Source organism: Actinoplanes sp. NBRC 103695 (assembly GCF_030269485.1).
Taxonomy (GTDB): Bacteria; Actinomycetota; Actinomycetes; order Mycobacteriales; family Micromonosporaceae; genus Actinoplanes.
Genome location: NZ_BSTL01000002.1, coordinates 74,341 through 96,351, shown reverse-complemented (window position 1 = coordinate 96,351; position 22,011 = coordinate 74,341). Strand labels below are relative to the sequence as shown.

Sequence of the window (22,011 nt, the reverse complement as noted above, 5' to 3'; positions counted from 1 at the left end):
TCAACTTACCCGTGATCAGACGGCCCGTTAGAGTCGGCTGGAACCTCACTGTGAACCTCACTGTGCTCGGCCGTACCGCGCCGGGCCCGCCAGTGCCGGGGCCGCCCACAGGCGACACCGGCTCTCGACTTACCGGAGAGCGCGAGTGACCCAGCCCCGACTCAGCCTGGTCGACACCGATCCCGCTGAACTGGCCGTCGACGCCATCGTGATCGGCCTGCACAGCCAGCCCGACGACGGCGGCGCGCTGCTGCCCGCGGCCGGCGCGGAGAGCATCGCGGCCGCGTTCGACGGCAAGCTGACCGCGACGCTGGCGCTGCTCGGCGCGACCGGCTCGCCCGGCGAGGTGACGAAGCTGGCCACCCTGGGCACGGTCGCCGCGCCGCTGGTGCTGGCGGTCGGCCTGGGCGACGAGCCGACCGGTTCGGCGCCGGCCGCGGAGACGCTGCGCCGGGGTACCGGCGCGGCCGTCCGTGCGCTGGCCGGCAGCGAGACGGTGGCGCTGGCGCTGCCGCTGCCGGACGACGCGGACGCCCCCGGTGTGCTCCGGGCGATCCTGGAGGGCGCGCTGCTCGGGTCGTACCGGTTCGCCGGCTACAAGACCAAGCCGCAGCCGGGCCGCCGGGAGCCGGTCGCCGCGCTCCAGGTGTACGTGCCGGACGCGGCCGACGAGGCCGCGCTGGCCGAGGTCGAGCGGGCCGGGACCGTGGCCGAGGCGGTCCGGCTGACCCGGGACTGGGTGAACACCTCCCCCAACAACCTGCGCCCGCCGGCGTTCGCCGACGCGGTGGTCGCGGCCGCCGAGGGCTCCGGGCTCGAGGTGGAGGTGCTGGACTTCGAGCAGCTCCAGGCCGGTGGGTACGGCGGCATCGTCGCGGTCGGCCAGGGTTCGTCGGCCGGCCCCCGGCTGGTCAAGCTCACCTACACCCCGGCCGGCGTGCAGGACCCGAAACGGGTGGCGCTGGTCGGCAAGGGCATCACGTTCGACACCGGCGGCATCAGCATCAAGCCTGCCGCCGGCATGTGGGAGATGAAGTCGGACATGGCCGGGGCGGCCGCGGTCGGCGCGACCATGCTGGCGGTGGCCGCGCTCAAGCCGGACGTCGCGGTGAGCGGTTACCTGGCCATGGCGGAGAACATGCCCTCGGGTACGGCGTACCGGCCCGGTGACGTGATCACGATGTTCAACGGCAAGCGGGTCGAGGTGCTGAACACCGACGCGGAGGGCCGCATGGTGCTGGCCGACGCGATCGCCCGGGCCTGCCAGGACGGCGCCGACTACCTGTTCGAGACGTCCACGCTGACCGGCGGCCAGGTGATCTCGCTGGGCAAGCGGATCGCCGGCATCATGGGCGACCCGGCGACCTGCGAGCGGGTCAAGGCGGCCGGCGAGTCGGTGGGCGAGCCGGCCTGGCCGATGCCGCTGCCCGACGAGGTGCGCAAGGGCATGGAGTCGGAGATCGCCGACATCTGCCAGACGAACAGCTCGATGGACCGCGCCGGCCACATGCTCCAGGGCGGCGTCTTCCTGCGCGAGTTCGTCGCCGAGGGCGTCGACTGGGCGCACATCGACGTGGCCGGGCCGGCCTTCAACTCGGGCGAGGCGACCGGCTACCTCACCAAGGGCGGCACGGGCGTACCCGTCCGCACGTTCCTGGCCCTGATCGAGGACGTAGCCGCGAACGGTTAGGTAGTTTCCGGCCGAGCTTTCCTGCGCGCGTTGTAGTCGCGCATGCGCTGGGGGTAGCCCATCAGCTTGACGTCGTAGATCGGCATGCTGAGCTGGTGGGCGAACTTCCGGGCGGACTCGGGGGAGTCGACGCGGCGACGGGTCCACTCGCCGTCGTGTGCCACGAGCAACAGCGTGGTCTCGGTCACGTTCGTGCGCGGCTCGATGAAACCCTCGACACCCCGCCGGGAACGGACAAACTCCGCAAGATGCTCGAGAGCGGCACGATCCGCACCACGATCGGTCGTACGACCCGGCTGACTGCGCCGGCGGAACCAGGCCACCGAGCCCTCCTCACGTTCTTTAGCCGCAAGCGTACTTTGTGCGGGCATGTCGTTGGGCACCTGAGTGCATCGACCGGTTCCACAAGTGACAAGATGGCCAGGACGACTGTGACCGTTTCGCCTGTGTGACCCGCAGCGGGACGATGCTTAGGGAGTTGACCGTGAGCCAGCCAGACGGCGGAACATTCGACATCGTGATCCTCGGGGCGGGCAGCGGTGGATACGCCGCCGCGCTCCGTGCCGCCGAGCTTGATCTGTCGGTGGCGCTGATCGACAAGGCCGAGCTGGGCGGCACGTGCCTGCACCGCGGCTGCATCCCGACCAAGGCGCTGCTGCATGCCGCCGAGATCGCCGACCAGACCCGCGAGAGCGAGCAGTTCGGCGTGAAGGCCGACCTGGTGGGCATCGACATGGCCGGGGTCAACTCGTACAAGGACGGGGTGGTCGGGCGGCTCTTCAAGGGCCTGACCGGCATGCTCACGACGAACAAGAAGATCACCGTGGTGCCCGGGCACGGCAAGCTCGTCGCCAAGGACACGGTCGAGGTGGACGGCAAGCGCTACACCGGCCGCAACGTGATCCTGGCCAGCGGCTCCTACTCGCGCTCGCTGCCCGGCCTGGAGGTCGACGGCAAGCGGGTGATCGCCAGCGAGCACGCCCTCAAGCTCGACCGCGTGCCGAGTTCCGCGATCGTGCTCGGCGGCGGCGTGATCGGCGTCGAGTTCGCCAGCGTGTGGAAGTCGTTCGGCGCCGACGTGACCATCCTGGAGGCGCTGCCCCGGCTGGTGGCCGCCGAGGACGAGGAGATCTCCAAGGCGCTGGAGCGGGCCTTCCGCAAGCGGAAGATCAACTTCAAGGTCGGCAAGCCGTTCGAGAAGGTCGAGCACACCGAGAACGGCGTCCGGGCGACGATCCAGGGCGGCGAGACGGTGGAGGCCGAGGTTCTCCTGGTCGCGGTCGGTCGCGGCCCGACAACCAAGGACCTGGGGTACGAGGAGCAGGGCGTCACCCTCGACCGCGGCTTCGTGATCACCAACGAGCGCCTGCACACCGGCGTCGGCAACATCTACGCGGTCGGCGACATCGTCCCGGGCCTGCAGCTCGCGCACCGCGGCTTCGCCCAGGGCATCTTCGTGGCCGAGGAGATCGCGGGCCTCAACCCGCCGGCCATCGACGAGAAGGGCATCCCGCGGGTCACCTACTGCGACCCCGAGATCGCGTCGGTCGGCATCACCGAGGCCCAGGCCAAGGAGACGTACGGCGCCGACAAGGTCAAGTCGTACAACTACAACCTCGGCGGCAACGGCAAGAGCCAGATCCTCAAGACCGCGGGCTTCGTCAAGCTCGTACGCGTCGAGGACGGGCCGGTCGTCGGCGTCCACATGATCGGCGCGCGGATGGGCGAGCAGGTCGGCGAGGCTCAGCTGATCTACAACTGGGAGGCTTTCCCGGACGAGGTCGCGCAGCTGATCCACGCGCACCCGACGCAGAACGAAGCGCTCGGCGAGGCCCACCTGGCGCTCGCGGGCAAGCCCCTGCACGCGCACGCCTGATTCATCCATCCGCAACACTGGTTAGGAGTTCGAAGAGATGCCGGTATCGGTCACCATGCCGCGGCTGGGTGAGAGCGTCACCGAGGGCACCGTCACGCGCTGGCTGAAGCAGGAGGGCGAGCGGGTCGAGGCCGACGAGCCGCTGCTCGAGGTCTCCACCGACAAGGTCGACACCGAGATCCCCTCCCCCGCCGCCGGCGTGCTCACCCGCATCGTCGTCGGCGAGGACGAGACCGCCGACGTCGGCAGCGAGCTGGCCGTGATCTCCGGCGACGGCGACGACGACGATTCCTCCGCGCCGGCCCCCGCTCAGGAGCAGACCCAGGCGCAGGCCGAGCCCGAGCAGGCCCAGGCCGCGCAGGCCCAGCCTGAGCAGGCCCAGGCCGACCCGGAGCCGGAGCCCGCCGCGCCGGACGAACCCTCCACCGAGAAGCCGGTCGAGGACGAGGCACCCGCCCCGCAGACCGCCGCTCCGGCCGGTGGCGGCGAGGGCACCGCGGTGAAGATGCCGGCGCTCGGCGAGAGCGTCACCGAGGGCACCGTGACCCGCTGGCTGAAGCAGGTCGGCGACGCCGTCGAGGTGGACGAGCCGCTGCTCGAGGTCTCCACCGACAAGGTCGACACCGAGATCCCGTCGCCGGTCGCCGGCACCGTCCTGGAGATCAAGGTCCAGGAGGACGAGACCGCCGACGTCGGCGCCGACCTGGTCGTCATCGGCTCGCCGGACTCCGGCGGCTCCGCACCGGCGCAGCCCTCGCCCCCCCAGGAGGAGCCGAAGCAGGAGGCCCCGAAGCAGCAGGAGGCCCCGAAGCAGCAGGAGCCCAAGCCGGAGCCCAAGCAGCAGGCTCCCGCGCCGCAGCAGGCCGAGGCGCCCAAGGTCGAGTCGAAGCCGGCGCCCCAAGTGGCGTCGTCCGGCGAGTCCTACGCCGACCCCTCTCCCGAGGTCGAGCAGGGCAAGCCGGTGCAGCAGCCGTCGGCCCCGGCGCCCGCGCAGGCCTCGTCCTCCAACGGTGGCTCCGGCGACGCCGGCTACGTCACCCCGCTGGTCCGCAAGCTCGCCGCCGAGAAGGGCGTCGACCTCGCCACCCTGACCGGCACCGGGGTCGGCGGCCGGATCCGCAAGCAGGACGTGATCGAGGCCGCCGACAAGGCAGCCGCCGCGAAGGCCGAGGCCGCCAAGCCGGCTCCCGCCGCTCAGCAGTCCACCTCGTCCGCGGCGGCCGCGGCGCCCAAGCCGGCCCCGAGCCCGCTGCGCGGCCGCACCGAGAAGCTGACCCGCACTCGCGCCACGATCGCCCGGCGCATGGTCGAGTCGCTGCAGATCTCGGCGCAGCTCACCACGGTCGTCGAGGTCGACGTCACCAAGGTCGCCCAGCTCCGTCAGCGGGCCAAGGCCGACTTCCAGGCCAAGCACGGCGTGAAGCTGACCTTCATGCCGTTCCTGGCGCTGGCGGCCGTCGAGGCGCTGCAGGAGCACCCGGTGGTCAACTCGTCGATCGACCAGGAGGCCGGCACGGTCACCTACCACGACGGCGAGCACCTGGGCATCGCGGTGGACACCCCCAAGGGCCTGATCGTCCCGGTGATCAAGGACGCGGGCGACCTCAACCTGTCCGGGCTGGCCAAGCGGATCGCCGACGTGGCCGACCGCACCCGCAACAACAAGATCAGCCCGGACGAGATCTCCGGCGGCACGTTCACGCTGACCAACACCGGCAGCCGGGGCGCGCTCTTCGACACGCCGATCATCAACCAGCCGCAGGTCGGCATCCTCGGCACCGGCGCGGTGGTCAAGCGGGCCGTGGTCGTCGACGACCCCAACCTGGGCGAGCTGATCGTGCCGCGCTCGATGATCTACCTGGCCCTGAGCTACGACCACCGGATCGTGGACGGCGCCGACGCCGCCCGCTTCCTGACCACGATGAAGGCCCGCCTGGAAGGCGGCCAGTTCGAAGCTGAGCTGTCTTAGATCCGCTTCTGCTGAATGGGCCCCGCTTTGCGGGGCCCATTCAGTTTTGAACCTGTTCGAACACGGGCATGATGGGTATATGCGGATCCTCATGGCCGGTGTTTCCGGGTTTCTCGGTGTCCCGCTCGCGCGGCGGCTGCGGGAGGCCGGGCACGACGTGACCCGGCTGGTCCGGCGGCCTGCTGAGGCGCCCGACGAGGCTTCGTGGGAGCCGTCGCAGGGGCAGATCGATCCCGCGCTGGTGGCGAGTGCCGACGCGGTCATCAATCTGGCCGGCGCCGGGGTCGGCGACAAGCGCTGGACCGCGGCGTACAAGAGCACTCTCCGCTCGAGCCGGGTCGACACCACCGGGACCATCGCCCGGGCCATCAGCCATCTGCCGGCGGCCGATCGGCCGCGCACGCTGCTGCAGGGCACGGCGGTCGGGTGGTACGGCGACACCGGCGACCGCCCGGTGACCGAGGATGCGCCGGCCGGCCGCGGGTTCCTGTCCGACCTCTGCCGAGTGTGGGAGGCGGCCGTCCGCCCGGCCGAGGACGCCGGGACGCGGGTTGTCCTGCTCCGCAGCGGGCTGCCCCTCGACCAGGACGGCGGGCTGCTCAAACCGCAGATGGCGATCTTCCGCGCCGGGCTGGGCGGGCGGCTCGGCAACGGCAAGCAGTACGTGCCGTGGATGTCGCTGGACGACTGGCTGAGCGCCGTCGAGTTCCTGCTGGAGCACGACGAGGTCAGCGGGCCGGTGAATGTGGTCGGTCCCGATCCGGTGACGAATGCCGAGTTCACCGAGGTGCTGGGCCGCGTGCTGCACCGCCCAGCCCTGCTGTTCGTGCCCGGGTTCGCGCTGCAGGTGGCGCTCGGCGGGTTCGCCGACGAGGCGTTGCGCAGCCAGCGGGTCATCCCGGGCGTGCTGAGCAAGGCCGGATTCCAGTGGTCGCACCCGACGCTGGAGTCGGCCCTGCGGGTGGCGGTCGGCCAGGCCCCGAGCACCGCGGCGTGACACACGACCAGTCGGCCCTGCGGGTGGCGGCCGGCCAGGCCCCGAGCACCGCGGCGTGACGCACGACCAGTCGGCCGCGCGGGTGGCGGCCGGGCAAGCGCCGAGCGCGGCGGCGTAACACACGGCGGTCGGCTGTTAGCTTGTAGCCGATGTCCGTCACCGCCACCGTCCCCGCCGAGTCCTCCGACGACTCACCCCCCGAGCCCGCCGGCGCCCCTCCCGTGCGCCGGCGATGGCCCGGTCATCTGCTCATGGCCCTGGTCTCGACCGGCATCGCGGTCTACGTGACCAAGGGCCTGTGGGCCGACCCGTACAACCACGTGCTCCTGCGCAACGCCGGTGATCAGGCGTTCTTCGAGTGGCTGCTGGGCTACGGGTGGTACCTGGTGAGCCACGGCGCGGACCCGTTCTTCACCGATCTGCTGAACGCGCCGAGCGGCGTGAACCTGGCCGTCAACACGTCGATCACGGTCTACATCGTGGCGCTTGCCCCGCTCAGCCACTTCCTCGGCCCACAGGTCAGCTTCGTGCTCGTGCTGACCCTCAACCTGGCCGGCGCCGCGTTCGCCTGGTACTTCTTCCTGCTCCGGCACGCCACCACCCGCCGGGGCGTGGCCGCCGCGGCGGGGCTGTTCTGCGGGTTCGCGCCCGGGTTCGTGTCGCATGCCAACGGCCACCTGAACTGGTCGGCCGGCTGGATCGCGCCGGTCGTGCTCTGGTGGGTGCTCAAGCTGCGCGAGCCGGGCAAGTGGCTGCGCAACGGGCTGGTGCTCGGCGTGCTGATCACGGCCGGTTTCTCGATCGCCGCCGAGGCGCTCTTCTTCACCGCGCTGGCCAGTGGCGTCTTCCTGGGCACGTGGGCGCTGGCGTCGGCGACCCGGGCCGAGGCGCGGGTGGCGCTGCCGACGGTGCTCAAGGGACTCGGCGTCACCGCGGTGGTGTCCGGCGCGCTGCTCTCGTACCCGCTGTACATGCACTTCGCCGGGCCGCAGAGCTTCTCCGGAACCGGGTTCAACCAGCGCTATTACGTCGAGGACGTGGCGGCGTACCTGAGCTACTCGCAGCAGACGTTCGCCGGGTGGGCCGGGCTGGACAGCTCGTGGCTCGCGCCGAACCCGACCGAGGAGACGTCGTTCTTCGGGCTGCCACTGATCGTGCTGGTCATCGCCGGCCTGGTGCTGATGTGGAAGCGGGCCGATCCGGGCCGGCGGGCCACGCTGCGGGCGCTGATCGTCGTCGGCGTCACGTTCATGGTGCTGTCCTGGGGGCCGCGCCTGCAGGTCTTCGAGTTCGAGACGCCGATCCCGCTGCCGTACGCCGCGCTCGCCCATCTGCCGCTCTTCGACTCCGCGCTGCCCGGCCGGTTCGCGCTGGTGCTGGTCGGCGTCTTCGGTGTGGTGCTGGCGATGCTCGGCGAGATGCTGCTGAAGGACGTGACTGTCTCGTCGACGGCACAGACGGCGTTCGGTGCGGCGTACGCGGTGGCCTTGGTCCCGATCTTGCCTGTGCCCTTGCTGACGATCGAGCGCGCGCCGGAGCCGCGGTTCATCGCGGACGGCACCTGGAAGCGGTACGTGGACGAGGGCGCGTCGCTGAGCTCGCTGCCGCTGGCCAGCAACGTGTCCGCGGACGCGCAGCGCTGGCAGGCCTACACGCTGGCCCGGGGCGGCAAGCACTTCGCCATCCCGGACGGCTACTTCCTCGGCCCGGGCGGCGAAAACGACACCGGCCGCATCGGCGCGCCGTGGCACTGGACCGACTGGCTGCTGGCCCGGGCCGGCCGCTACGGCGAGGTACCTCAGGTCACCGAGGCCGACCGGACCCGCGCCCGCGAGGACCTGGCGTACTGGAACATCCAGGGCCTGTTCCTGGCCGACCGGGTCACCGGCGAGGTCGGGCCCGAGTACCGGTCGGCGATCGAGATGACGGCACGCGACCTCTTCGGCGAGCCGCAGCGGGTGGACGATGTCCTCTTCTGGCGGATCCGGCCCGGCGTGGACCCGGTCACACCGGAGGGCGGCTGAGGCGGAGTAACTTGGTTCCCGTGACCAGCCCGACGCTCACCATTCTGCGGCCCGGCCTCATCGACTACCGCGAGGCGTGGGACGAGCAACGCCGCATCCATGACGCCGTCGCGGACGGCATCCGGCAGGACACCATCCTGCTGCTGGAACATCCGAGCGTGTTCACGGCCGGCAAGCGCACCGAGCCGGCCGACCGCCCGATGGACGGCACCCCGGTGGTCGAGGTGGACCGCGGCGGCAAGATCACCTGGCACGGCCCCGGCCAGTTGGTCGGCTACCCGATCCTCAAGCTGCCGGACCCGATCGACGTGGTGGCCTACGTGCGTCGCACCGAGCAGATGCTGATCGACGTGTGCGCCGAGTTCGGGGTGGCCGCCGAGCGGGTCGAGATCAAGGGCCGCAGCGGCGTCTGGGTGCGCGCCGACGAGCGCGGACCCGACCGCAAGGTGGCGGCGATCGGCATCCGCGTCGCCCGCGGCGTCACCCAGCACGGCTTCGCCCTGAACTGCGACTGCGACCTGTCCAACTATGACCGGTTCGTGCCGTGCGGCATCCGGGACGCCGGGGTCACGTCGCTCTCCTGGGAGCTGGGCCGCCAGGTGACCGTCGCCGAGGTGCAGCCCGTGGTCGAGCGACACCTGGCGACTCTGCTTTCCTAGGTCATGGCTTTCGAGAAGGATCCGTCCGACCCGCGCGTCTTCCTGCCGCGGCCGGGCGGTGGTGTGTACCTGAACTTCGCGCACGGCATCGCCTGGGCGATCTTCCTGAGCATGACGGTGGTCCCGCTGGCCGTCGTCGTCGGGACCACCCTCCTGCTCCTGCTTTAGGGCGTCATCCGGTGCAGGTCCCGTGGGAACGCGGTGACCTCCCGGACGTTGCGCACCTCGAGCAGCCGGGCCACGAAACGCTCCAGGCCGATCGCGAACCCGCCGTGCGGCGGCATGCCGTAGCGGAAGGCGTCCAGATACCCCGCGTACGGCTCGACGTCGCCCTTCAGCGCGACCTCGTAGTCGGAGTACCGGTGCAGCCGCTGCCCGCCGGTGACCAGCTCCATGCCGCGAAACAGCAGGTCGAAACCGTTCGACCAGCGCGGGTCGGCCGGGTCCGGGTGGGTGTAGAACGGGCGCTTCGCCATCGGGTAGCCGGTCACGAACACGAAGTCCGAGCCGTGCTCCTTCCTCGCCCACTCCCCCAGCGCCCGCTCGTGCGCCGGCGCCAGGTCGGGCTCGTCCTCTCGCGCGCCCGCGATCTTCAGCGCCTCGGTGAAGTGCACCGCCGGGAGCTCCCGCTCCACGTGCAGGGCGGCCCACGGCTCGACGGCGGCGGCCATCCCGGCCAGCGCCGAGGTCAGCACCCTCATCACGTCGCGGTGGTCGGTGATGAAGCCGAGCTCGGCGTCGAGGGACGTGTACTGCGCCAGGTGCCGCCCGGTGTCGTGCGGCTCGGCGCGGAACACCGGGCCCACCTCGAAGACCCGCTCGAACACCCCGACCATCATCTGCTTGTAGAACTGCGGCGACTGGGCCAGGTAGCCCGGCCGGCCGAAGTAGTCGATGGCGAACACGTTCGCGCCGGACTCGGTCGCCGACGCCACGATCTTCGGCGTGTGGATCTCGACAAACCGCTGCGCGGCCAACGCCGACCGGAACCCCTCGGTCGCCGCGGCGGCCATCCGCAAGGCCGCCGCCCGCGTCGGATGGCGCAGGGCGAGAGCGGCATGGTCGAGCTGCGTCGGCAGGGTCGCGGTGAGCGCGGGTCGATGCAGTTCGAGAGGCAGGGGTACGGACACAGCGCTCAGCACCCGTACCGAAGGAGAAGTGAGCTCGACCCCCGCCGGAGCCGCCGCGTTGACGCTGACCTGGGCCGTCACCTCGATCACGCTCTCCTCGGAGATCATCTCGATCTCCGCGCGCGTGGCCGGGTCGGCGACCACCACCTGGGCGAAGCCGGTGGCGTCCCGGACGATGACGAAAGCGACCTGCTTGAGCAGGCGACGGCGATGCACCCAACCGGCGATCGTGACGGTCTCGCCGGGGTGCTGGGCCAATTCGGTGGAGAGGATGCGTTGCATGGCTGGAACCTCCTCGGTGACTGCAACGCGGCCCCAGGGAGGTGTGGGCGAGCGGGATCCTCGCGGTGCCACCACACCTTCGCGCCTTTCGGCGCCTCTTGTCGTGCTGCGGCTCAGGAGTGTCTTCGCGCCCCGGCGTCGGACCACCTTCACAGCATCCGGTGGCTCTCTCGGCCGGCGTGATCGGGGCGCTACTCGGTTCCTTCACAGCCGTGGACCGGACGTTAACAGGGGGCGACGGGGCGGCAAAGCGGGTTTACACGTGTCACGTGAGGGCACTCACACCAACCGCCACGTGAGCCTCGTCGCCTGAGCGCCTCACCCGGGGTGATCCGGCGTAACCTCGGCATTGTGACTATTGCTCCCGAGGGCCGCCGCATGCTGCGCATCGAGGCGCGCAACGCCGAGACTCCGATCGAGCGGAAGCCTCCGTGGATCAAGGTCAAAGCGAAGATGGGCCCGGAGTACACCCAGTTGCGTGGATTGGTGCAGCGCGAGGGCTTGCATACGGTTTGCCAGGAGGCGGGCTGCCCCAACATTTACGAGTGCTGGGAAGACCGCGAGGCCACCTTCCTCATCGGTGGCGACCAATGCACCCGCCGATGCGACTTCTGCCAGATCGACACCGGCAAGCCGGCCGAATTCGACGCCGACGAGCCCCGCCGCGTCGGCGAGTCCGTCGCCACGATGGGCCTCCGCTACGCCACGGTCACCGGCGTCGCCCGCGACGACCTCCCGGACGGCGGCGCCTGGCTCTACGCCGAGACCGTCCGCCAGATCCACAAGCTCCAGGCCGGCTGCGGCGTCGAGCTGCTGATCCCCGACTTCAACGCCGACGAGACCCAGCTGGCCGAGGTCTTCGGCGCGGCGCCCGAGGTGCTGGCGCACAACGTCGAGACGGTGCCGCGCATCTTCAAGCGCATTCGCCCCGGCTTCCGCTACGAGCGTTCCCTCTCGGTGCTGACCATGGCCCGCGCCGCCGGCCTGGTCACCAAGAGCAACCTGATCCTCGGCATGGGCGAGGAGCGCGCCGAGGTGTCCCAGGCGCTGCGCGAGCTGTACGACGCCGGCTGCGAGATCATCACCATCACGCAGTACCTGCGCCCGACCCCGCGGCACCACCCCGTCGAGCGCTGGGTGAAGCCGGAGGAGTTCGTCGAGCTGCAGGCCGAGGCCGAGGCGATCGGCTTCGCCGGGGTGATGAGCGGGCCGCTGGTCCGGTCTTCCTACCGGGCCGGGCGCCTCTACAAGCAGGCGATCGACGCTCGCGGCTGATCCCGCGCCGCGTGCCTGCGGCTCCTTCTCCGCGCCGCGTGCCGGCGGCTCATCCCCCGCGCCGCGCGTTTGCGGCTCATCCTCCGCACCGCGTGCCTGCGGCTCATCCCCCGCGCCGCGCGTTTGCGGCTCATCCTCCGCACCGCATGCCTGGCCTGATCCCGCGCCGCGTCACTGCATCGCCGTGGCCGGTGGGTGGTCGAAGGATGTCGGGCAGCGGAAGACGTAGAGCGCGTATCCCCGGCCGATGACGACATCGGTCGGGTTGGACGAAGCCTTCGCCGGCTCCTCAACGGGCTTCCAGCTGCCGTCCCGCCCCTCCCACTCACCCGAGTCGGCGGCGAGCAGCAGAGTCATCGCGGCGCCGCACTCCACACAGTCCATCGGCTGCGGGTCGCTCAACGACCAGCTCGCGAAGCCACCCACCTTCCAGCCGGGCGCCAGCGACAGGTCGGACTGGTAGTCGTACTCGTCTTCCCGCGCCTCCTCCCACGCGGAGATCCGGGCGTCGAGGTCCTCGGGCAGCAGCGCGCCGTACTGGTATTCGCGAATCTGCTCCGGATGGACGACGCAGGGCGTCGGCAGGGAATCCTCGTGCACCACGGCCGGTTCGTCCGGCGCGTCCAGAGTCCGGCCGACGTCGGCGCTGCGCCGCCAGTACAGCCGGACCCGCGGGTTGTAGCCGTCATCCGGATGCAGGTGCGGGCACCACAGCACCTGCAGCAGATCGGTGCCGTCCGGACCGGCGAAGTCCGGGACGTCCCGGCGGTACAGCTGAGCCACCGGCACCAGGGGGATCGGCTGGTCGAGCAGGCTCGTCGGCTCCGAGAAGTCCAGATCCGGCAGCTGCGTGCGCTCCTCGTCGGTCAGGAAGTAGGGAACGCCGGTCGCGTCGGCACGTGCCTGCGCCGCGGCGTAGATCCGCCGCTTGAGCCGGACCGTCGCCGGGGTCAACAGGTCGAAGACCTCGTGGTCGCGGCCGTCGGTGCACACCGGCCACGGCTCGTCGGCGGGCCAGAGCAGCGGGCCACCGACCGAGCTGTCGGCGGGCGTGGCGGCGCCGGGGCGGGGGTGCAGGCGGGTGGCGGTCGTCGAGTGGTCGCGCAGCTCGGGAAAGAGGGCGGCGACGTCCAGCGGGCGGGGCGGCGTGGTGCGGACCATGGTCGCCGATCCTAGGTGCTCGAAAGGCCGCGGCTCTGTCGAGTCGCGGCCTTTCGCTTCGCGTGGGCCGGGCACCGCCACCTCCCCCACCCCGGCACTGGGTGGGTCGGAATGTAGCGCGGGGCTACGACATTTTCGGGTGGCTGTCCACAGGGGCGGGCGGTCAGGAGATGACGGCGAAGCCGCCGGTCCAGCTGATCTTCTCGCCGGCGGCCAGTGTGATCTGCAGGAAGGCGAGCGCCTCCAGTTCGCGGGCCCGCTTCAGGGAGCCGGCGTCGATGGCCTTGAGGCCGGCCGCGGACACGATGCCGGCCAGGAGGGCCTTGGCCTCGGCGTCGTCGCCGGCGATGAGGACCGTGGTGGGCTCGGTGCCGACCGTGCCACTGCCCAGGGTGGCGCCGAAGTTGGTGTTGAAGGCCTTGAGCACCCGGGACTGCGGCAGCTTCGCGGCGATCTCGGCGGCGGCGGAGCTGTCGGCGGGGACGGTCAGGCCGTCGAAGGTCTCGAAGTTCAGCGGGTTGGTGATGTCCACGACGATCTTGCCGGCCAGCTGGTCGGCGCGCTCGGAGAGGATCTGCGCCACCGACGCGTACGGCACCGCGAGCACCACGATGTCGCCGGTGACCGGCTTGCTCGTGTCGGAGCTGTTGAAGAGCTCGACCGTGTTACCACCCTTGGTGACGATGGTGGCGATCGCCGGGCCCATGTTGCCGGTGCCGAGGATGCTGACGTGGCTCATGATGTGCTCCCTGGAGTATTGGTTGTCGCTACAACTATGACACTAGACGGGTAAAGTTGTCGCGACAACCTTTTCGAGGGAGAATGTGACCATGGACTCGCCTTGGCTGGACGACAAGCAGCTCGCCGCGTGGGTGCGCCTCGCGGCCGTCGTGGAGCTGCTGCCCGGCGTGCTCGAGCGGCAGCTACGCGACGCGGGGCTGACGCACTACGACTACTTCGTGCTGGCGATGCTCTCCGAGGCGCCCGAGCGGACCCTGCGGATGACCGAGCTGGCCCGGCAGACCAACGCCACGCTCCCCCGGCTGTCCCACGTGGCGCAGCGGCTCGAGGACCGCGGCCTGGTCGAGCGCTTTCCGTGCCCGCAGGACAAGCGAGCCACGAACGCACGGCTCACCGACGCCGGCCTGGCCAAAGTGGAGGAGGCGGCGCCGGGGCATGCGGCTACCGTGCGTACCCACGTCATTGACGCTTTGAGCCCGCAGCAGATCAAGCAGCTCGCGGAGATCGCCGAGGCCATCCTGCGCCGCCTCGACCCGAACGGCGCGATGAGCGGCGTCTACAACCGCTACGACCCCGCGGCGGACTGAGATCGCCCGCGCACGACGCGCCGCAGCAGCATGAACAGAAGCGCGTTGAGCAGGCCCGCGAAGGCGGTGGCGGGTGCGACCCAGACCTTCGCCGACCAGGGCAGCACCAGGAACAGGAGCACACCGGCGGCGAGGATGGCCACGGCGCATACGAGGTCGAGCCAGCGCAGGGTCTGGAAAGTCACGGCTACACAATAGAGCGCCGGGTACCGCGCAACGCGACGAGCCGCCGACCGCACCCGGCAAGGGCGGTCGACGGCTCGGCGGTCGTTACAGGTCAGACGTTGTAGTACATCTCGAACTCGTGCGGGGTCGGGCGGAGGCGGACCGGGTCGATCTCGTTGGCCCGCTTCCAGTCGATCCAGGTCTCGATCAGGTCGTCGGTGAAAACGCCGCCCGCGGTGAGGAACTCGTTGTCCGCCTCGAGCGAGTTGAGCACCGCGTCCAGCGAGCCCGGCACCTGCTTGACGTTGCCCCACTCCTCCGGCGGCAGGTCGTACAGGTCCTTGTCGATCGGCGCCGGCGGCTCGATCTTGTTCTTGATGCCGTCCAGGCCGGCCATCATCTGGGCCGAGAAGGACAGGTACGGGTTGCTCGACGGGTCCGGCACGCGGAACTCGACGCGCTTGGCCTTCGGGTTGCTGCCGGTCACCGGGATGCGGGTGCAGGCAGAGCGGTTGCGCTGCGAGTAGACCAGGTTGACCGGGGCCTCGTAGCCGGGCACCAGGCGCCGGTACGAGTTGACCGTCGGGTTGGTGAACGCCAGCAGCGACGGCGCGTGGTGCAGCAGGCCACCGATGTACCAGCGGGCCATGTCCGACAGGCCGGCGTAACCGGTCTCGTCGTAGAACAGCGGCTCGCCGTTCAGCCAGAGGCTCTGGTGGGTGTGCATGCCGGAACCGTTGTCACCGAACAGCGGCTTGGGCATGAACGTCGCGGTCTTGCCGTGCTCCCAGGCGGTGTTCTTGATGATGTACTTGAACATCTGCATCTGGTCGCCGGCGTGCAGCAGGGTCGAGAACTTGTAGTTGATCTCGGCCTGGCCGGCGGTGCCGACCTCGTGGTGCGAACGCTCGACGGTGAAGCCGCCGTCGATCAGGCGACGGACCATCGCGTCGCGCAGGTCGGAGTAGTGGTCGAGCGGCGCGACCGGGAAGTAGCCGCCCTTGTACGCGGTCTTGTAGCCGCGGTTGCCGCCCTCCTCCTCCTTGCCGGAGTTCCAGGCGCCCTCGATCGAGTCGATGTGGTAGAACGACTCGTTCGCGCTGGTGGAGTGGCGGATCGAGTCGAAGATGTAGAACTCCGCCTCGGCGCCGAAGTAGGCGGTGTCGGCGATGCCGCTGGAGGCCAGGTAGGTCTCGGCCTTCTTCGCCACGTTGCGCGGGTCACGCGAGTAGGCCTCGCGGGTGAACGGGTCGTGGATGAAGAAGTTCAGGGCCAGCGTCTTCTGGATGCGGAACGGGTCGATGAACGCCGTGGCGACATCCGGCAGGAGCATCATGTCGGACTCGTGGATGGCCTGGAACCCGCGGATCGAGGATCCGTCGAAGGCGAGACCATCGGTCACGACGCTTTCGTCGAACGACTCGACCGGGATGTTGAAGTGCTGCATGACACCCGGCAGATCGCAAAAGCGTACGTCGACGAACTTGACGTCCTCGTCCTTGAGGTATCGCAGGAGTTCCTCGGGATTGGCGAACACACGTCCTCCTGGCGCAGGAAAATTCGAACTGGTCGCGACGGTATGGGTGCGGAGTTGCCCAGGCGTATCCCTATTGTTTCCGCCGTGTTACGGGGCCTGTGATCTGCCGCGACCTCCCGGAGGGTACCCCGGTAGCGTGGTCTCTCGTGGCAGCTCGCGCGAATTCCACCCCACCCGCGTTCGACCCGGAGTCCACCCTGCTCGCGGGGTTCGGCAGGCGTTTCGCCGCGCTGATGATCGACTGGGCGCTGTGCCTGCTGGTGGGCAGCCTGGTCGCCGACCCGCGCGGGGTGGCCTGGCCGCCGGTCGCCGTTCTCGTGCTGATGAACACGTTCTTCATCGGCCTCTTCGGACAGACGCCGGGCATGGCGCTGGCCGGCATCCGGTGCGTCTCGATCGAGGACGGCGGTGCGATCGGCCTGGCCAAGGGGCTGCTACGGGCCGTACTGCTGGCCCTGCTCATCCCGGCCGTGATCATGGACCAGGCCCGCCGCGGATGGCATGACCGCTGGGCGGGCTCGGTCGTCGTCCTCAAGAAAAAGCCCTAGCGCGGGCGCTGCTGGCGGAACTGGCCCTTCGACGGCCGCATGTTCTTGGGGATCGCGCCCTTCGGCATCTGCGGCCGCGCCATCAGCGCCGAGAGACGCTTGTCCAGGGCGTTCACGTCCTTGCCGGTGAGGTTCCGGGGCAGCCGCATGAAGGTCGTGCGGAGCTTGCGTACGGACAGCTCACCCTCGCCCTGGCCGACCACGTAGTCGTACATGGGCGCCTTGCCGATGACCTTGGACAGGCGGCGCTTCTCCTGGCCGAGCAGGGTGCGCACGCGCTGCGGCTGGCCCTCGCCGAGCAGGATGACGCCGGGCCGGCCGACCACCACGTGCACCATGTCGAACTGGGTGGTCGAGCTGGCCGCGGCGCGTACCCGCCAGTCGCCGCGCATGTTCTCCACGATCTGCGCCGCCGCGCCGGGCTGCCCTTCGGCGACGTTCATCATCGCCGCGTTGGAGCGCAGGTTGAGCACGATCAGCGCGGCCAACAGGGTGATCATCACGCCGAGCGGGAAGACGATCCAGCCGAACCCGAGCAGGAAGAACAGCACCGTCAGCGCGAGCGGGATCAGCACCGCCGCGATCAGGAGTGGGACGAACCACTTGTCCTGTTTCGCGGTGAAGGCGAAGACCTGGCCGATCTGCTTGAGCCGGGTGCCGAACGACACCTTCTCCTCGGGTTTTGCCATACCCGGAAGTGTAATGGTGAGCAGTAAGGCCCTTACGCCGCCCATCCATCTCCGCAGCTCGCCGTAAGGTAGCCGCCCGCCCGAACATAGGGGTCGTTCCCCATGCGCCCCGCCTGCCTTCACGCGGAGAGTCGTCGTCAAGAGCTTCAAAGCCAGAGACGACGAGTACGCAAGGAGCACGCGGATGTTTCCCTACACCGACGCACAGACGATCCTGGACCTGCATCACCAGCGTGCCGACGACCTCCGCCGCGAGGCCGCCGCCCACAGCATCGCGCGCGCCGCGGCGCCGGCGGGGCGTCATCGCCGCTTCGGCCGGGCGTCCCGCCGGGCCGCGGCGGTTCGAGCGCCGGCCCAGCCATGAGCGCTGCCACCGGGGCCTCCCACGAGGCCATAAATCGGTCGTACCCCCATGGCATGCTCGATCTCATGACGGCGACCGTGCGGAGCACCGACGTCCTGGTCGGCCGAGAGGCTGATCTGGCGGTCCTGCGCGACGCCCTGAAACGCACCCGCAGCGCCGAGCCGTCGGCCGTTCTGGTCGGCGGCGAGGCGGGGGTGGGCAAGACCCGGCTGATCGAGGAGTTCGTCCGTGGCGCGGCCGCGGACGGCGCCCACGTTCTCACCGGCAACAGCCTGGAGCTCGGCGAGGAGGGCCTGCCCTACGCGCCGTTCGTCGGGGCGCTGCGTGAGCTGATCCAGCGCGACGGCACCGGGGTGCTCCAAGGACGCGAGCAAGATTTCGTACGCCTGCTGCCCGAGCTCGGCCCGCCCGAGTCGGGTGGCGACGCCCGCCGCGGGCATGTGTTCGAGGCGGTGGCGACCCTGTTCGGCCGCCTCGCCGACGGGCAGCCGCTCGTCCTGGTCCTGGAGGACCTGCACTGGTCCGACCGGTCCACCCGCGACCTGATCGGGTTCCTCCTGCGCGCCGCGCGCCTGCCACACGTCCTGCTGATCGGCACCTACCGCACGGATGAGATGCATCGGGGGCATCCGCTGCGGCCGTTCCTCGCCGAGCTCGACCGGGTGCGTGGCGTGCTCCGGCTCGAGCTCGATCGCCTCGACCGCGAGGGCACCGCCGAGATGCTGGGTCACCTGCTCGGCGCCGAGCCCGAGCCCGGCATGGTCGACACGCTCAACGAGCGGGCGCAGGGCAACCCGTTCTTCATCGAGCAGATCGCCGCGTCCGGCGACGAGTGCGGCGACATCTCCGACAACCTGCGCGACCTGTTGCTCGCCCGGGTCGACCAGCTGTCCGAGCCGGCCCAGCGGGTGCTGCGGGTGGCCGCGGTCGGCGGCACCCGCTTCGGTCATGGGCTGCTGACCCGGGTGGCCGGGGTGCCCGAGGCCGAGCTCGAGTCGGCGCTGCGGGCGGTGGTCGCCGCCCAGCTGATCGTGGTCGACACCTCCGGTGAGTACGAGTTCCGCCACGCCCTCGTGCGCGAGGCGGTGCACGACGACCTGCTGCCCGGCGAGCACGCCCGGCTGCACGGGCGCTACGCCGAGGTGATCGAGGCCGAGCCCGGGCTGGTGCCGATCGGCCGGGCGCCCGCCGAGATCGCCCACCACTGGCATGCCGCCAACGACCATCCGCGCGCGCTGGTCACGGCACGGGTGGCCGCCGACGACGCGGGGCGGCGATATGCCTACGGCGAGCAGGCCCGCCTGCTCGACCGGGTGCTGCAGCTGTGGGAGCAGGTGCCCGAGTCCAAGACGCTGCTCGGCACCTGCCACGTCGACCTGCTCGAGCAGGCGGCCCTGGTCGCCATCGACGCGGGCGAGACGATGCGGGCGCTGAGCCTCACCAAGCACGCGCTGGCCGGCATCGACTGCGACAGTGAGCCGCTACGGGCCGCCCGGCTGCTGGTCCGGCGATCCAAGCTCCTGCAGAACGCCGGCAAGAGCGACGGCGCGGCCGAGTCGCAGGAGGCCTACCGCGTCCTGCAGGGCCAGCCGCACACGGCCGAGAGCGTGAAAATCCTGGCCGACGTCGCGCAGGCACTGCACCGGGCGGACGAGGACCTGGCCGTTGACGTCGCACAGGAGGCGATGACCGCGGCCGCCGACCTCGGCGACATCGCGGCGCAGGTGGCGGCGACGATCACGTACGGGCGGCTGTGCGCGGGTGGCATCTCGGTCGAGGAGGCGCTGCCGGTGATCCGCACCGCGGCCGACACCGCGCGGCGGACCGGCGACCAGCAAAACCTCGCCTATGCGCTGGTCAACATCTCGGACAGGTTGTTCGAGACGGGCCGCTACCTCGAGTCCGCCGACGCGGCGTGGGAAGGCGTGCCGTACGCGGACAAGGTCGGCATCAGCCGGACGACGGGCGTGTTCCTGCTGGCGAACTACGCCGAGGCGGAAATCGCGCTGGGCGACTGGGACGAGGCCGAGCGGCGGCTGGCCGAGGCCAATCGGCTCGACCCGCCCGGCACGCTCGCCCTGCCGGTGCTGCGGCTGCGGTCCTGGCTGCGGCTGGTCCGCGGGCACGAGGGCGCCGAGTCGCTGCTGACCCGGGCGTTCGGCTTCCTGAGCAAGCCCTACCTGGGCGCGGAGCCGCGGCTCTACCTTCTGGAACTGCGCATCCTGTGCGCGTTCGAGTTCGGCGACGACGCGATGATCCGGATGGCCGCCAAGGCCGCCCTGGCCGAGCCGGTGATCACCGAGCGTCCCCGCTACGGCTGGCCGGTGATCGCCGCGGCGGCGACAGCAGCCGACCGGCTGAACGACCCGCAGCTGAGCGAGTTGGTCGAGTTGCGGGCCCGCTGGACGAAGGTCACCTACGCGGTCGACCGGGCCTACGAGGCGCAGGTGCGGGCCACCCTGAGCCACGACCCGCAGAGCTGGCGCGAGGCAGTCGCCGAGTGGCGCGCCGACGGCCAGCGCTTTCAGCTCGCGGTCGCCCTGCTCAACCTGGCCGAGGCGGTGGCCGGCACCGGCGACCGGGCCGACGCCGCCGCGGCCATCGAGGAGGCCGCGGAGATCGCCGGCGCTCTGGGGGCGACCCCGCTGCTGGCGCGGACCGCGACGCTGGCACAGCGGCTGGGCCTGCGTCCGGGTGCGGCCACGCAGCCGGGGGCCGAGATCCTGACGGCGCGCGAGCGCGAGGTCCTGCGCCTCGTGGCCGAGGGCCAGAGCAACGGCCGCATCGCCGAACAGCTCTACATCTCCCCCAAGACCGCGAGCGTCCACGTGTCCCGCATCATCGCCAAGCTCAACGTCGCCAACCGCGTCGAGGCCGCCGCGGTCGCCCGCCGCCTCGGCCTCCTCGACCCCAAGCCCTGACCATGGCCGACCTTCCCCACATGCCGAGCGGCACTGACCTAGCCCCCACGCCGGGCCGCATCGACCTCTCTACGGTTCTGGCGGCATTGACCTGCTCCGGCCGCTGGGCGGCGCCGCCTCCCTCCGAACGCTGGGCGGCGCCGCCTCCCTCCGAACGCTGGGCGGCGCCGCCTCCCTCCGAACGCTGGGCGGCGCCGTGGCCGAGCCTTTGATCTCGCGCGATCGCTGGGTGGCGTTGACCTTCGACGACGGTCCGTCGGCCTTCCGGCCCCGCACGTTGGAGATCCTGCGGCGGCACGCGATTCCGGCGGCCTTCTTCGACGTCGGGATGCGGGCGGCGGCCAACTCGCACCTCGTCGCCTTTCAAGCGCGCGAGGGGCACCAGGTCTTCAACCACACCTATCACCATCCGAACCTCACCAAGCTGACCCCTGCGGCGGTGCGTGCGGAGATGCTCGACACCGAGGCGGTGCTCCGGGAGGCAGGCGCGCGGATGCCTTTCCGCGGGATGCGGCCACCCTTCCTGGACGCCGACGACACGACGCTGGCACGGCTGGCGGAGATCGGCTACGACACGGTCGTCGCGGTCCACGTGATCACCGACGACTCGGATGCGGCGACGACGCCGGAACAGATCCGGGACGCGGTTCTCACGAGGCTGACCCCCGGCGCGATCCTGCTGCTGCACGACGGCAACGTCGACACGCCATCCGGCCGCTCGGTGGTGACGGCTCTGCCCGAGATCATCCAGGGGGTGCAAGACCACGGCTACCGCTTCGGCACGATCGGCGCCGACGGGACGGTTGTCCCGGCGCCACCTCTCCGCCCCTGCGACGAGCCCGTCCCTCACATCGTCGACCCGGTCCCCTACCTGCCGTTGGTGGAGAGATTCCGTGGCGACCCGCCCCAGGACCCACCGGACCCTTACGTGATCGTGGAATCTCCGCACTCATGACCTACATCCTCGAGGCGGTGGTCGGTGTCGAGCCGGTCATCCGCGTCTTCGCCGCCGACCATCCCCCTGCGGTGGTGGTTCCGCTCCCCTTCGGACTGCTTCGCCACCGGGACATCGACGGCTGGGCGGGTGATCAAGGCCCCCGCTGACGGTCGCACAGCCAGGCGGTCGCACAGCCAGGCGGTCGGCGCGCCCGCAAACGCCGGGGCTTGCCGCCCCGCGTCGCGGCAAACGGCCCGACGGCGGGTTGCAGGCGATCAAGCCGACTGCGGACGGCGGCGGGCGTGATGCCGGCAGGCGTGATGCCAGCAAGCGTGATGCCAGCAAGCGTGATGCCAGCAAGCGTGATGCCAGCAAGCGTGATGCCAGCAAGCGTGATGCCAGCAAGCGTGATGCCAGCAAGCGTGATGCCAGCAAGCGTGATGCCAGCAAGCGTGATGT

The 22,011-nt window shown here is 70.6% G+C and carries 22 protein-coding genes; 15 read left to right on the top strand and 7 right to left on the bottom strand.

Translation table 11 applies throughout. The features are described from left to right. Positions 1–145: 145 nt before the first annotated feature. The gene (locus QSK31_RS02815) at positions 146–1,690 is read left to right on the top strand and encodes a leucyl aminopeptidase (protein WP_285680624.1); all 1,545 of its coding nucleotides are present in this window, start codon (positions 146–148) and stop codon (positions 1,688–1,690) included. On the opposite strand, the gene QSK31_RS02810 is transcribed toward QSK31_RS02815, so the two are convergent. Continuing rightward, positions 1,687–2,061: a hypothetical protein gene (locus tag QSK31_RS02810; protein ID WP_502872906.1), complete on the bottom strand. Its 375-nt coding sequence runs from the start codon at positions 2,059–2,061 to the stop codon at positions 1,687–1,689. The genes QSK31_RS02815 and QSK31_RS02810 overlap by 4 nt on opposite strands. 95 nt (positions 2,062–2,156) lie before the next feature. Here QSK31_RS02810 and lpdA point away from each other — a divergent pair, with 95 nt between their 5' ends. From lpdA to QSK31_RS02780, 6 genes are all read left to right on the top strand, one after another. Continuing rightward, positions 2,157–3,566, top strand: a complete 1,410-nt coding sequence (lpdA, locus tag QSK31_RS02805) for a dihydrolipoyl dehydrogenase (RefSeq protein WP_285680620.1) — start codon at positions 2,157–2,159, stop codon at positions 3,564–3,566. Between the two features lie 37 nt (positions 3,567–3,603). After that, positions 3,604–5,535 carry a 2-oxoglutarate dehydrogenase, E2 component, dihydrolipoamide succinyltransferase gene (gene sucB, locus QSK31_RS02800; RefSeq protein WP_285680618.1) on the top strand — a complete coding sequence of 644 codons (1,932 nt, stop codon included), beginning with the start codon at positions 3,604–3,606 and terminating at the stop codon, positions 5,533–5,535. A gap of 79 nt (positions 5,536–5,614) precedes the next feature. After that, a complete protein-coding gene (locus QSK31_RS02795) occupies positions 5,615–6,532 on the top strand; it encodes a TIGR01777 family oxidoreductase (protein WP_285680616.1) in 918 nt (305 codons plus the stop codon). Positions 6,533–6,681: 149 nt separating this feature from the next. Further along, positions 6,682–8,556 carry a DUF6311 domain-containing protein gene (locus tag QSK31_RS02790; protein ID WP_285680614.1) on the top strand — a complete coding sequence of 625 codons (1,875 nt, stop codon included), beginning with the start codon at positions 6,682–6,684 and terminating at the stop codon, positions 8,554–8,556. Between the two features lie 20 nt (positions 8,557–8,576). Beyond that, complete coding sequence (gene lipB / locus QSK31_RS02785) at positions 8,577–9,215, top strand: lipoyl(octanoyl) transferase LipB (protein WP_285680612.1); 639 nt, start codon at positions 8,577–8,579, stop codon at positions 9,213–9,215. Between the two features lie 3 nt (positions 9,216–9,218). Next, the gene (locus QSK31_RS02780) at positions 9,219–9,383 is read left to right on the top strand and encodes a peptide ABC transporter substrate-binding protein (RefSeq protein WP_285680610.1); all 165 of its coding nucleotides are present in this window, start codon (positions 9,219–9,221) and stop codon (positions 9,381–9,383) included. Here the strand turns inward: QSK31_RS02780 and aspS are convergent. Beyond that, on the bottom strand, positions 9,380–10,627 hold the full coding sequence (aspS, locus tag QSK31_RS02775; protein WP_285680608.1) for an aspartate--tRNA(Asn) ligase: 1,248 nt from the start codon (positions 10,625–10,627) through the stop codon (positions 9,380–9,382). The two genes, QSK31_RS02780 and aspS, sit on opposite strands and share 4 nt — an antisense overlap. Before the next feature lie 378 nt (positions 10,628–11,005). Here aspS and lipA point away from each other — a divergent pair, with 378 nt between their 5' ends. Further along, the gene (gene lipA, locus QSK31_RS02770; protein WP_285681360.1) at positions 11,006–11,902 is read left to right on the top strand and encodes a lipoyl synthase; all 897 of its coding nucleotides are present in this window, start codon (positions 11,006–11,008) and stop codon (positions 11,900–11,902) included. A gap of 171 nt (positions 11,903–12,073) precedes the next feature. Here the strand turns inward: lipA and QSK31_RS02765 are convergent, their stop codons facing one another. Together QSK31_RS02765 and QSK31_RS02760 are read right to left on the bottom strand one after the other, a co-directional pair. Beyond that, a complete protein-coding gene (locus QSK31_RS02765; protein ID WP_285680607.1) occupies positions 12,074–13,063 on the bottom strand; it encodes a hypothetical protein in 990 nt (329 codons plus the stop codon). Positions 13,064–13,226: 163 nt separating this feature from the next. Then, positions 13,227–13,802: an NADPH-dependent F420 reductase gene (locus QSK31_RS02760; RefSeq protein ID WP_285680605.1), complete on the bottom strand. Its 576-nt coding sequence runs from the start codon at positions 13,800–13,802 to the stop codon at positions 13,227–13,229. A gap of 91 nt (positions 13,803–13,893) precedes the next feature. Between QSK31_RS02760 and QSK31_RS02755 the strand changes: the two genes are divergently transcribed. Next, entirely contained in the window at positions 13,894–14,391 is a 498-nt protein-coding gene (locus QSK31_RS02755) for a MarR family winged helix-turn-helix transcriptional regulator (protein WP_285680603.1), read from the top strand. Here the strand turns inward: QSK31_RS02755 and QSK31_RS02750 are convergent. Then, positions 14,370–14,576 carry a hypothetical protein gene (locus QSK31_RS02750; protein WP_285680601.1) on the bottom strand — a complete coding sequence of 69 codons (207 nt, stop codon included), beginning with the start codon at positions 14,574–14,576 and terminating at the stop codon, positions 14,370–14,372. The genes QSK31_RS02755 and QSK31_RS02750 overlap by 22 nt on opposite strands. Positions 14,577–14,668: 92 nt before the next feature. Then, positions 14,669–16,093: a type I glutamate--ammonia ligase gene (gene glnA / locus QSK31_RS02745; RefSeq protein ID WP_285680600.1), complete on the bottom strand. Its 1,425-nt coding sequence runs from the start codon at positions 16,091–16,093 to the stop codon at positions 14,669–14,671. Positions 16,094–16,239: 146 nt separating this feature from the next. Here glnA and QSK31_RS02740 point away from each other — a divergent pair, with 146 nt between their 5' ends. Continuing rightward, complete coding sequence (locus QSK31_RS02740) at positions 16,240–16,641, top strand: RDD family protein (protein WP_285680598.1); 402 nt, start codon at positions 16,240–16,242, stop codon at positions 16,639–16,641. Here QSK31_RS02740 and QSK31_RS02735 read toward each other — a convergent pair. Then, positions 16,638–17,330, bottom strand: a complete 693-nt coding sequence (locus tag QSK31_RS02735) for a DUF4191 domain-containing protein (RefSeq protein WP_285680597.1) — start codon at positions 17,328–17,330, stop codon at positions 16,638–16,640. The two genes, QSK31_RS02740 and QSK31_RS02735, sit on opposite strands and share 4 nt — an antisense overlap. Positions 17,331–17,514: 184 nt before the next feature. Here QSK31_RS02735 and QSK31_RS02730 point away from each other — a divergent pair, with 184 nt between their 5' ends. The 5 genes from QSK31_RS02730 to QSK31_RS02710 form a co-directional block, all read left to right on the top strand. Beyond that, on the top strand, positions 17,515–17,694 hold the full coding sequence (locus tag QSK31_RS02730; RefSeq protein WP_285680596.1) for a hypothetical protein: 180 nt from the start codon (positions 17,515–17,517) through the stop codon (positions 17,692–17,694). 53 nt (positions 17,695–17,747) lie between these two features. Then, positions 17,748–20,615: a helix-turn-helix transcriptional regulator gene (locus QSK31_RS02725; protein WP_285680594.1), complete on the top strand. Its 2,868-nt coding sequence runs from the start codon at positions 17,748–17,750 to the stop codon at positions 20,613–20,615. A 196-nt stretch (positions 20,616–20,811) separates the two neighbouring features. After that, the gene (locus QSK31_RS02720) at positions 20,812–21,570 is read left to right on the top strand and encodes a polysaccharide deacetylase family protein (protein ID WP_285680592.1); all 759 of its coding nucleotides are present in this window, start codon (positions 20,812–20,814) and stop codon (positions 21,568–21,570) included. Continuing rightward, positions 21,567–21,719 carry a hypothetical protein gene (locus QSK31_RS02715; protein ID WP_285680591.1) on the top strand — a complete coding sequence of 51 codons (153 nt, stop codon included), beginning with the start codon at positions 21,567–21,569 and terminating at the stop codon, positions 21,717–21,719. The genes QSK31_RS02720 and QSK31_RS02715 overlap by 4 nt, the downstream gene beginning before the upstream one ends. Before the next feature lie 98 nt (positions 21,720–21,817). Beyond that, positions 21,818–22,011, top strand: a 194-nt coding sequence (locus tag QSK31_RS02710) for a hypothetical protein (protein WP_352244345.1), incomplete at its 3' end; no start/stop codon positions are given.